Below are 10,110 nucleotides of genomic sequence, written 5' to 3'. Positions count from 1 at the left end.
CGTTGTCGCCGAACGTGAACAGTGGGACGACGGCAACAACACGTTGGCGCTGGCGCCCGGCGTCGTCGTCGCCTATGAGCGCAACACGCGAACCAACGCTCGTCTCGAGGACGCCGGGATCGAGGTAGTTACCATCGCCGTCTCAGAGCTGGGCACCGGTCGCGGCGGCCCGCGGTGCATGTCCTGTCCGGCCGCCCGCGACCCGATTTAGCCGCGCGGCTGTCACAATCGCACGCTCCGCGGTGTCTGAGAGGGTAGCCAGCCGAATGGAGGAGTCGAATGTCGACACCGCAGGAAAAAAGCAACAAAGCGACGTTCAGCCGGTTCCACGACGTCGTGAATTCCGGTAATGCGGAAATCATCTCGAAGATGATCGATGAGCTTGTCGAGCCCGACGCGCTGATCCGCACGCCCGTGCCGCTGGACGTGACGGGCGCGGAGGCGCTCAAGCATGTGTGGGCGGTGCTGCTCGAGGCCTTCCCCGACCTTCATCTCACCGTCGAGGACATGATCGCGGAGGGCGACAAGGTCGTGGTGAGAAATACCGTTACCGGGACGCACCGAGGTGAATATATGGGGCTGCCACCAACCGGCAAGCCGGTGGCCTACAACGAGATTTTCATCTTCCGCTTCGTCGACGGCCGAATCGCCGAGACGTGGGGAGTCGTCGACGTGCTCTCGCAGATGAAGCAGCTCGGGATGATCTAGCGCCAGCTGGGCAGCCAGATCTCCATATCCCAGGTTGCCTGTGAAATCGGCTGGCCGGTGAGCACCGGAAACAGCCACGCGAAGTTCGTCAAAACCAATGCGACATAACAGGATACCGCGATCATCCCGAGGGTGCGACGTTCGACGTTCTGGCCCGGTTTGTAGAGGATGTCGCCGAGGATTAGCCCGATCGCCATCGCCAGAAACGGCGCCATGGTGGCCGCGTAGAAGAAGTACATCTGACGGTCGATGTCGGCGAACCAGGGCAGCCAGCCGGCGCAATAGCCGACCAGCACCGCGGCGTAGCGCCAGTCGCGGCGCACGAACATCCGCCAGCACGCGTAGCCGAGAACGGGCACCGACAGCCACCACATCGCCGGCGTGCCAACCAGCATCACTGCCTTAACGCACGACTGCGCGCCGCAGCCCGGGACGTTCTGCTGATCGATGGCATAGAGCACCGGCCGCAGCGACATCGGCCACGCCCACGGTTTGGATTCCCAGGGATGGTAGTTGCCCGCCGAATTCGTCAGGCTGGCATGGAATTCGTAGGCCTTGGCGGTGTAATGCCACAGTGACCGGATGGCATCGGGTAGCGGGAAATCCGTTTGCGTTCCGATCGATTGGCCGACCTCGTGTCGATCGATTGCAGTCTCGGAGGCGAACCACGGCGCATAGCTGGCCAGGTAGACCCCGAACGGGATGAGCAGCAAAGCGTAGAGGGTAGGACCCAGATCGCGGCGGATGACACCCAGCCACGGACGCAGCACCTTGTATTGGCGGCGTGCCGCGACGTCGAAAGCCAACGACATCAGCCCGAAGAACACCACGAAGTACAGCCCGGACCACTTTGTCGCGCAAGCCAAACCGAGTAGCACGCCGGCGCCGAACCGCCACCAACGCACACCAAGCCGCGGTCCCCACACCGTCTCGTTGCTGCGGTCCTCGGTCAGCGCGACGTGCATGCGCTCGCGCACCTGGTCGCGGTCAACGATCAGCGCGCCGAACGCCGCGACCACGAAGAAAGCCAGGAAACCGTCCAGCAGTGCCGTGCGGGCCGTCACAAAGCTGACCCCGTCGCCGATCACCAGCAGTCCGGCGATTGCGCCGACCAACGTCGAGCGGCTGATTCGTCGCACGATTCGCACCACCAGCGCCACGAGCAAAATGCCGAGTATTGCGCCGGTGAACCGCCAGCCCAGCCCGTTGTAGCCGAAGATCGCTTCACCTATCGCGATCAGTTGCTTGCCGACCGGCGGATGAACGACCAGGCCGTAACCCGGGTTGTCTTCCACGCCGTGGTTGTTCAGCATCTGCCAGGCCTGCGGCGCGTAATGCTTTTCATCGAAAATCGGTGTACCGGCATCGGTCGGTGAACCCAGGTTCACCGTCCGCGTCACCGCCGCAAGAGCAGCGATCACTGCTGTCACGACCCAGCCCTCTAACCGGTCCACCGGGCCGAAGTCGGGCACCGGCGTTATCGGTCCGGGGCTGATGACGGGTACGGCCCGGTCGGTGGCGACGAGTTCATCGGGCGGAGCGGTCATTGGACCGATCGTAGGCTGTGGGCCATGACCCCGGGTCGACTGTTGCTGGGCGCGACGCCGTTGGGCCAACCGTCCGATGCGTCACCCCGGCTGATCGCCGCCCTGTCGTCGGCTGATGTGGTGGCCGCCGAGGACACCCGCCGGGTGCGGACGCTGGCCAAGGCGCTTGACGTTCGGATCGGCGGCAATATCGTCAGCTTCTTCGATCACGTCGAGGCGTCCCGGGTGCCTGAGCTGGTCGACGCGATCAGCTCGGGTGCCACGGTGTTGGTGGTCAGCGACGCCGGGATGCCGCTGATCAACGATCCGGGCCACCGGCTGGTGGTGGCGTGCCTGGACGCCGGTCTGCCGGTGCGGTGTCTGCCCGGGCCCTCGGCGGTGACCACCGCGCTGGCGGTCTCGGGGCTGGCATCGGACAAGTTCTGCTTCGAGGGATTCGCGCCGCGCAAGCAGTCGGCGCGCAAGGCTTGGCTGGCCTCGCTGGCCGACGAGCGACGCACGACGGTGTTCTTCGAATCGCCGCGCCGGCTGGCCGCATGTCTGCGTGACGGCGTCCAACAACTCGGCGGGGAACGCCGGGCGGCGGTATGTCGAGAGCTGACCAAGGTACACGAGGAAGTGGTGCGCGGATCGCTGGCCGAACTGGCGACCTGGGCGGCCGACGGCGTGCTGGGCGAGATCACCGTCGTGCTCGCCGGTGCCACCCCGCGCGCCGACGTGGCGGCGCTGGTGGCCCAGGTGGGTGCTCTGGTCGATACCGGGATGGGCGTCAAAGACGCTTGCGCGCAGGTGATTGCCGCTACGCCGGGAGCGCCGTCACGGCGTGAGCTCTACGACGCGGTGTTGCGATCGCGCAGTTGAGGCGGAGCCGAGGATCGGCGCCGCCTTGTGCAGGCATTCGTCCCACTCGGCGTCGACGTCGGAGTCGGCGGTGATTCCGCCCCCGGATCCCAGGACCGCGTTGCCGGCCGGGTCGAACTCCACGGTGCGGATTGCGACGTTGAGCTCACAGCCGGCTACCGGCGACGCCAAACCGACTGTGCCGCAATACACTCCGCGTCTAGACTCCTCCCACCCTGAAATCAGTTGTCGGGCACGGAGTTTGGGAGTTCCGGTCACCGAAGCCGGCGGGAACGCCGCGTCGAGCAGCGCCGACATCGGCAGCTCGGCCGGCATCACCGCCGACACCGTCGACACCAGATGCCATACACCCGGCGCCGGCCGCACCACCAGCAGCTCGGGCACGGTGACCGATCCGGTGACGGCCACGCGACCCAAATCATTGCGGACCAGGTCGACGATCATGATGTTTTCGGCGACATCCTTGACCGAGGCTCGCAGCGCCGACGGCGGCGCATCCAGAGGCAGCGTGCCTTTGATCGGGCTCGACGTGACGACCTCACCGCGACGGCGCAGAAACAGTTCCGGTGACAGCGAGGCCACCGCCCCCCACGCTCCGGCGACGAACGCGGCCCGCGCCGGCGCGGTGCGTGCAACTCCGTCGACGAAGAAGTCCAGCGGTTGACCGACGATGGCGCCGGCGAACTGGGTGCACACGCAGGCCTGGTAGACCTCGCCGGCGCGGATGGCCTCCAGACACGCCAGTACTCCGCCGCGATGCGCCTGACGGTCGGCCGCGTCCCAATCGATGCGGTAAGGCCGCGCCGGAACAGAGCGCGGCGTGGGCGCCGCCAAAACATGAGCCAGCCAGGCTGGCATCGGGGCACCGGACAGGCTCTCGTACCACCACTGTCGGTCGCGGTCGCAGCGCAATACGCAATCCGTCCAACCGCCGGCGGCTTCGGGTATTCGCGGGGGCCGTCCGTCGGCGCCCGGATCGGGGTACGACAGATAGCCGATCCAGCCGCCGCCGACCGCCGTGCTCTCTGCACCCGGTCGCACCGCGAACGCCTCGGCGGCATCGACGGGCCGCACCGACACACTCGGTGCAATCACCGCCAGCGCACCGAACCATTCACCGGTCAGCGCGGCCGGCGGCGGCAGACCCAGCCGGTTGGTGGCGTCGCCGATGGCGCGCAGCACTGCGGGTGCGCCGCCAAGGTCGCCGAGCCGGTCGATTCTCACCCCACCAGCTTGGTGGGTTGCGCGACCAGACGCAAAAGCCCCCGACACACCGGGCTAAAAGGGACTTTTGTGTCTGCTGGCCCGGGGCAGTTCAGCCGCGGCTGATCTCGTGTGGGGTTGTCAGCCTGGTCAGCTTGTCGGGATTGCGCGTCGCGTAGAAGTTGGTGATCTTGCCGTCGATGATCTCGATGGTGAACACGCCCTCCAGAAGGTCGGCACGATAGAGCAGGACGGCCGGCGCGGAGTTGCACATGGCCATTTCCACGCGAACATCGGGAATTTGGGCGGCCCGGCCGACCAGGCCGACGACCGCGCGTGCGACTTTTTCGGCCCCGACCACCGGGCGGCGCGCCGCGCTGGCTTTACCGCCGCTGTCCGCGGTCCACACTACGTCGGGTGCCAGCATCGCCATCACGGTTTCGACGTCGCCGGTTGACGCCGCAGCCATGAATTGTTCAGTGATACGTGCGTTTTGCTCTGGGTCCACCGGGGTGAAACGCCTGCGCCGGGCCTGCACGTGCTCGCGGGCCCGATGGGCGACTTGCCGCACTGCCGGGACGGATTTGCCCACTGCGGAGGCGATTTCGTCATAGTCGAAGCCGAATACCTCTCGCAGCACGAATACCGCGCGTTCGTCGGGGCCCAAGGTCTCCAGCAACACCAGCATCGCCATCGAAACCGATTCGGCCAGTACGACATCGGCCGACGGGTCCTGCTCTTCGAGCAGCAGCGGCTCGGGCAGCCACGGGCCGACGTAGTCCTCCCGACGCCGAGCGCCGGCGCGCAGCGCATTGAGCGCCTGACGGGTGACCAGCTGCGCCAAGTAGGACTTGGTGTCGTGCACGCCCGCCAGGTCTACCTTTGCCCAGCGCAGATAGCTGTCCTGCAGCACGTCATCGGATTCTGTTGCTGAGCCGAGGATTTCGTAGGCGATGGTGAACAGCAGCGGCCGCAGCAGCGTGAACCGTTCGGCGTGTTCATCGGATGTGGTCACGGCACCGCGACCACATCGTCCGCCAGCCGCTCGGCGCGCTTGCCGCCCTTGAGCCAGCGGTACCACCCCGGCTTGGCGGCTTCGCGCCGAATGCCCCACACCGTGCCTTTGCAGACCAATTCCTTGATCGACGCGGCGAACCGGCCGCCAATGAACAGGTTCAGCGGGCTGTCGTCGGGACGGGCCAGCTGGACGGTGGCATAAGAGCGACCGATGCTGATGCACTGCCCGGTGAAAGCCTGGTTGATCACCGCGGGCGGCGTTCCGGCGATGCGGCTCAGCACTGTGTTGGCGGCCTGGGCGCCGAGTGGAATCGCGGCCTGGCAGCTCATCCGCAACGGCTGATCCGAGGGCGCGGCGGCATCGCCCGCCGCCACGATCCGCGGGTCGTCCACGCTGGTCAGTGTCTCATCGGTCAGCAGTCGGCCCAGCGCATCGGTGCGAAGCCCGCTGCGGGCGGCCAGCTCCGGCACGCCGAAGCCCGCCGTCCACACCGTCACCGCGCTGGGCAGCAGGGCCCCGTCGGCCAGCATGACCGCGTCCGGGCGGACCTCGCGGACCACGGCCGTCTCGAGCACCTCGACGCCGAGGCGGCGCAGCCACTTGACCACCGAACGCCGGCCGGGCCCGCTCAACGACGGGCCCAGCAGCCCACCGCAGACCAGGGTTACCCGTCGGCCCTGCTCGGCCAGCTCGGATGCCGTCTCGATGCCGGTCAGGCCGGCCCCGACGACGGTGACCGGCGCCTCGGGATGCAGCTCGTCCAGCGCGGCGCGCAATCGTTCGGCATATTCGAATTCAGCTATGGGATAGGCGAATTCGACTGCGCCGGGCACCGCAGAGGGTACTGCGCCGGTGCTGCCGACAGCGTAGATCAGGTAGTCGTAATCCAACACCGCGCCGGAGCCCAGTTCGATCCGGCGCTCGGCGCTGTTGATCCGCTCGGCGCTGTCGACGACCAGTCGGATGCCCTCGCCGAGCATGGTGCCGTAGTCGACGGCGGCGGTGCCGCTGCCTGCCGCCAACTGATGCAGGCGGATTCGCTCGACGAAGACCGGACGTGGATTGACCAAGGTGATGTCGACGTCCGCGCGCAGCCGCAAGTGGTTAGCGGCCAGCGTCCCGGCGTATCCGCCGCCGATCACGACGATGTGAGTGCGCTGGTCGGTCATTGCTGTCTCCTGTTCTTACGGGTGTTCCGCCCTTGAGACACCGCCCAGTTCACGGATGTGACAGCGTGGCAGCGGCTGTGACCAGGCTCACGTCGGCGGCGAAAACTGCGCGAGCAGCAGATCCACCCGCGCGGCTTCGTACTCCGGACGTAACCGTCCCGCTCGGTCAAGGGTGACCAAGCCGTGCAGCGCCGCCCAGAACACCTCGGAGAGCGTGTCGGCGTCCCGAGTGCCTGCGACCATGCCGACCGCCGCCCGCAGCTCGGCGAAGGCAGCGTTCAACTCGGCGGGGGTGTCGGGGGCGGCGAAGTGCAGTGTCGTGGCGCGGGTGAACATCGCGTCGAACAGGACGGGATTGTCGTGGGCAAAGCGGATGAACGCGTGCGTGACTCGCCTCAAGGCTTCTCGGCCGTCGGTCGCACCGCTGCGCGCGGAAGAGAGCGCCTCGGCGAGCTCGCCGAATCCCTGGACGGCGACGGAGGCGACGACTCCCTCCATGCTTGAGAAGTGCTTGTACAGCACCGGCTGGCTGTATTCGATCTCGGTGGAAAGACGCCGCGTGGTGACGGCTTCCCAACCTTCCTCCTCCGCCAGCTTGCGTGCCGTGGTGGTGATGAGGCGGCGGCGCGCGGCACGCTCGCGGGCTCGACGATCTTCGATGGCCATAGCCGAATGTTAGCGCCGATATAAAAGCTAGCGACGCTATTGCCAAAATCCTTCTGGAGGGTTAGCGTTGCTAACACTTACTGCGAAAGGAGAGATCGCCATGACGCAACCAGCCGGCTGGTTCGCGTTGATCGCGGTGCTGGGCACCGCTGTGGTGTACGGCACCGACGTGTTCTGCGCGACGGTGCAACGGCCCGCGCTGGCCGGTGTCGACGACTCGGCCCTGCTCGCGGTGATGGGCAACATCCACCGCTACGGCGACCGCCGGATGCCGGTGCCCGGGGCGCTCGGCGTGGTGGCCGCGGCGATCAGTGCGGCATTCGCCGCGGCGTCCGGCCGCTGGACGCAAGCCGGCGCAGCTGGTATCGCCGTTGGCCTGCTCCTGGTTTGGTTGATGCTCTACCTGCGAGTGAGCGCGCCGATCAACCGCGAACTCACCGCCGCGGTCGATCATCCCGGTACGCCGACGGATGCCCGTGCGCTGCAACGTCGTTGGGACAAAGTGATCACCATCAGGGCCACGCTGCAGGGCCTTGCGGTTGCAGCATTGTGCTTGACGCTGCTGATATGAGGGGGTATCGAACCATGTTCAATCCACGAAATTACCTGCGTCTAATCATGCGCGCGGCACCGCTTTTCAACGCGCCGGTGGCCGCGATTGCGTCTTCCCCGCGTCTCGGGGCGAGACTGCGGCGCAGTATCACGCTGATCACGTACACGGGGCGACGTTCGGGACGGACATTCACTATCCCGGTGTCATACCGCCGCCGCGGTGACGAGATTGACATCACCCCAAACTTGCCGGACGCCAAGACGTGGTGGCGCAACTTTGTCGGCGAAGGCGCGCCAATTTCACTGACGCTCAACGGCGTTGAGCGTGGCGGACATGCCGTCGCTCACCGAGACGACAACGGGCGCGTGACCGTCCAGGTGCGCCTGCACTCGACTCATCCAGGCTGACCCATGTCGAAGCGGGTTGCGCCGTATGGCTCGGAAGTGCCCAGCGCGTAGACCGTTGCCGCAATGACGCGGTAAGCATGCCACGGCGGAGGGCCTGCGGACGGCGCGCTGTAATCGGCGGTTAGTGCCTTGCCGTCGACGACGGCCGGCCAGCCTTGTTCACGGAATGTGGCGGCCACGGTGTCCAGCTCCGCATCGTCGGTGACTTGGTTGGCAGTTGCCTCGATGACGATGTCGAACGCGTCGGTCGCCACGCTCACCACGCATCGCGGGTCGCGGGCGAGGTTGCGCGATTTGCGGGTTCGTGGTCCCGAGGTGAAGTACCAGATACCGTCCGCCGCCGTGACGACGCCCACCGGTGTCACGTGTGGGCTGCCGTCCGAGTTCAGCGTCGTCAGCCACGCGGTGTGCCGGTTGGGGCCACCGGTTCCGGGTCCTTGGGTTAGGTCGCTCGTCAAGACCTCGTGCAGGCGCGACCATTCGATCGGTGGCGCTCCGTAGCCGTCCAGATTGTGTGTCGTGATCGTCATGGTGATGCAGACCGCCGGTGGCGCGGAAACTCATCGCCGCTGAGATCACTCCAGTTGGTAGCGGGGAAACACACCCACCGGCGGCGGCAACACAGTGCCGGGTGCCAGCCGAGTGCCGATGGCGGAGAACGTGCGCCGATCGTCTAGCTGACCGAGCAAGTCCAACAGCTTGCCCGCCGACTCGGGCATCACCGGCTGGATCAACAATGCCGCGATCCGCACCACTTCACAGGTGGTGTAGAGCACGGTGGCAAAGCGGGCCTGGTCTGTTTCGGAGTCGCTTTTGCGAAGTACCCACGGTTGCTGCGCCGAGAAGTATCTGTTCGCCGCGCCGAGCATCAACCAGATCGCCTCCAGCGCCAAATGCATTGCCTGGACTTCGAATTCGGCGCGCACCTGCTCGAGTAGGCCATCGGCGACGGCCAGCAGTTCGGTGTCGTCGCTGCTGAAATCGCCCGGCGTCGGGACGGTCCCATCGAGGTTCTTGGCCACCATCGAAAGGGATCGTTGGGCCAGGTTGCCCAATTCGTTGGCCAAGTCGGTGTTGGTCCGGGTGATGATCGCCTCTTCGCTGTAGCTGCCGTCTTGGCCGAAAGGGACCTCCCGCAACAGGAAGTAGCGGACCTGATCGAGGCCGAAAGTGTCGGCCAGGATCGCCGGGTCGACGATGTTGCCGATCGACTTGCTCATTTTCTCACCGCGGTTGAGCAGAAATCCGTGCGCGAAAACCCTTCGGGGCAGCTCGATTCCGGCCGACATCAAAAACGCCGGCCAGTACACCGTGTGGAACCGGATGATGTCTTTGCCGATCATGTGCAGGTCGGCGGGCCAATAGCGGCGGAACAACTCGGATTCGGTGTCGGGGTAGCCGACCCCGGTCAGGTAGTTGGTCAACGCGTCGACCCAGACGTACATGACGTGATCGGGATGCTCGGGAACCTTCACGCCCCAGTCGAACGAGGTGCGCGAGATGGACAGGTCCCGCAGGCCGCCCGAGACGAAGCTGACCACCTCGTTGCGTCGCACCTCCGGTGCGATGAAGTCCGGGTGGGCGTCGTAGTGGGCCAGCAGTCTGTCGGTATAGGCGGAGAGCCGGAAGAAGTAGGTCTGCTCCTCGGTCCAGGTCACCGGGGTGCCGGTTTCGACCGCGATCCGGTTGCCGTCGACGAGCGTGGTCTCCGATTCGACGAAGAACCGCTCGTCGCGCACGGAATACCAGCCCGAATAGGTGTCAAGGTAGATGTCGCCGGCGGCCTGCATCCGCCGCCAGATCTCCTTGGACGCCTCGTGGTGGTCGGCATCAGTGGTGCGGATGAACCGGTCGAAGGAGATGTTGAGCTTCTTCTGCAGGCGCTGGAATACGTCGGAGTTGCGCCGGGCCAGCTCGGCCGTCGGAATGCCTTCGGCGGCTGCGGTCTCAACCATCTTGAGGCCGTGCTCGTCGGTGC

At 66.2% G+C, this 10,110-nt stretch carries 12 protein-coding genes; 5 read left to right on the top strand and 7 right to left on the bottom strand.

Annotation, left to right across the window (positions count from 1 at the left end; translation table 11 throughout):
• On the top strand, window positions 1-211 hold a 211-nt coding region (locus tag WBF82_RS09940; RefSeq protein WP_424382872.1), incomplete at its 5' end, for an arginine deiminase family protein.
• A gap of 68 nt (window positions 212-279) precedes the next feature.
• Window positions 280-708, top strand: a complete 429-nt coding sequence (locus WBF82_RS09935) for an ester cyclase (protein WP_424382871.1) — start codon at window positions 280-282, stop codon at window positions 706-708.
• Here the strand turns inward: WBF82_RS09935 and WBF82_RS09930 are convergent.
• Window positions 705-2,255, bottom strand: coding sequence for a dolichyl-phosphate-mannose--protein mannosyltransferase (locus tag WBF82_RS09930; protein ID WP_424382870.1), 1,551 nt, complete (start codon window positions 2,253-2,255; stop codon window positions 705-707). The genes WBF82_RS09935 and WBF82_RS09930 overlap by 4 nt on opposite strands.
• Window positions 2,256-2,279: 24 nt before the next feature.
• On the opposite strand from WBF82_RS09930, the gene rsmI reads away from it, so the two are divergent.
• A complete protein-coding gene (gene rsmI / locus WBF82_RS09925) occupies window positions 2,280-3,116 on the top strand; it encodes a 16S rRNA (cytidine(1402)-2'-O)-methyltransferase (protein WP_424382869.1) in 837 nt (278 codons plus the stop codon).
• On the opposite strand, the gene WBF82_RS09920 is transcribed toward rsmI, so the two are convergent.
• From WBF82_RS09920 to WBF82_RS09905, 4 genes are all read right to left on the bottom strand, one after another.
• Window positions 3,072-4,340 carry an aminodeoxychorismate synthase component I gene (locus tag WBF82_RS09920; RefSeq protein ID WP_424382868.1) on the bottom strand — a complete coding sequence of 423 codons (1,269 nt, stop codon included), beginning with the start codon at window positions 4,338-4,340 and terminating at the stop codon, window positions 3,072-3,074. The genes rsmI and WBF82_RS09920 overlap by 45 nt on opposite strands.
• A gap of 91 nt (window positions 4,341-4,431) precedes the next feature.
• Complete coding sequence (locus WBF82_RS09915) at window positions 4,432-5,334, bottom strand: RNA polymerase sigma-70 factor (protein WP_424382867.1); 903 nt, start codon at window positions 5,332-5,334, stop codon at window positions 4,432-4,434.
• Window positions 5,331-6,506, bottom strand: coding sequence for an NAD(P)/FAD-dependent oxidoreductase (locus WBF82_RS09910; RefSeq protein ID WP_424382866.1), 1,176 nt, complete (start codon window positions 6,504-6,506; stop codon window positions 5,331-5,333). The genes WBF82_RS09915 and WBF82_RS09910 overlap by 4 nt, the downstream gene beginning before the upstream one ends.
• Before the next feature lie 87 nt (window positions 6,507-6,593).
• Window positions 6,594-7,172, bottom strand: a complete 579-nt coding sequence (locus WBF82_RS09905; protein WP_424382865.1) for a TetR/AcrR family transcriptional regulator — start codon at window positions 7,170-7,172, stop codon at window positions 6,594-6,596.
• Window positions 7,173-7,272: 100 nt separating this feature from the next.
• On the opposite strand from WBF82_RS09905, the gene WBF82_RS09900 reads away from it, so the two are divergent.
• Together WBF82_RS09900 and WBF82_RS09895 are read left to right on the top strand one after the other, a co-directional pair.
• Window positions 7,273-7,743: an anthrone oxygenase family protein gene (locus WBF82_RS09900; RefSeq protein ID WP_424382864.1), complete on the top strand. Its 471-nt coding sequence runs from the start codon at window positions 7,273-7,275 to the stop codon at window positions 7,741-7,743.
• A 14-nt stretch (window positions 7,744-7,757) separates the two neighbouring features.
• Complete coding sequence (locus WBF82_RS09895; protein ID WP_424382873.1) at window positions 7,758-8,132, top strand: hypothetical protein; 375 nt, start codon at window positions 7,758-7,760, stop codon at window positions 8,130-8,132.
• Here the strand turns inward: WBF82_RS09895 and WBF82_RS09890 are convergent.
• On the bottom strand, window positions 8,120-8,662 hold the full coding sequence (locus WBF82_RS09890; protein WP_424382863.1) for a pyridoxamine 5'-phosphate oxidase family protein: 543 nt from the start codon (window positions 8,660-8,662) through the stop codon (window positions 8,120-8,122). The genes WBF82_RS09895 and WBF82_RS09890 overlap by 13 nt on opposite strands.
• Window positions 8,663-8,707: 45 nt before the next feature.
• On the bottom strand, window positions 8,708-10,110 hold a 1,403-nt coding region (locus tag WBF82_RS09885), incomplete at its 5' end, for a methionine--tRNA ligase (RefSeq protein WP_424382862.1).

It is taken from the genome of Mycobacterium sp., from assembly GCF_049673265.1.
GTDB lineage: Bacteria > Actinomycetota > Actinomycetes > Mycobacteriales > Mycobacteriaceae > Mycobacterium.
Note: the sequence above shows the minus strand (reverse complement) of the source record. Positions and strands in the feature narration are given on the sequence as shown.

Bases quoted from the DNA above. Each gene is read 5' to 3' on its own strand.
- WBF82_RS09935 (WP_424382871.1), top strand. From the start codon at position 280: ATGTCGACACCGCAGGAAAAAAGCAACAAAGCGACGTTCAGCCGGTTC.
- WBF82_RS09930 (WP_424382870.1), bottom strand. From the start codon at position 2,255: ATGACCGCTCCGCCCGATGAACTCGTCGCCACCGACCGGGCCGTACCC.
- rsmI (WP_424382869.1), top strand. From the start codon at position 2,280: ATGACCCCGGGTCGACTGTTGCTGGGCGCGACGCCGTTGGGCCAACCG.
- WBF82_RS09910 (WP_424382866.1), bottom strand. From the start codon at position 6,506: ATGACCGACCAGCGCACTCACATCGTCGTGATCGGCGGCGGATACGCC.
- WBF82_RS09905 (WP_424382865.1), bottom strand. From the start codon at position 7,172: ATGGCCATCGAAGATCGTCGAGCCCGCGAGCGTGCCGCGCGCCGCCGC.
- WBF82_RS09900 (WP_424382864.1), top strand. From the start codon at position 7,273: ATGACGCAACCAGCCGGCTGGTTCGCGTTGATCGCGGTGCTGGGCACC.
- WBF82_RS09895 (WP_424382873.1), top strand. From the start codon at position 7,758: ATGTTCAATCCACGAAATTACCTGCGTCTAATCATGCGCGCGGCACCG.
- WBF82_RS09890 (WP_424382863.1), bottom strand. From the start codon at position 8,662: ATGACGATCACGACACACAATCTGGACGGCTACGGAGCGCCACCGATC.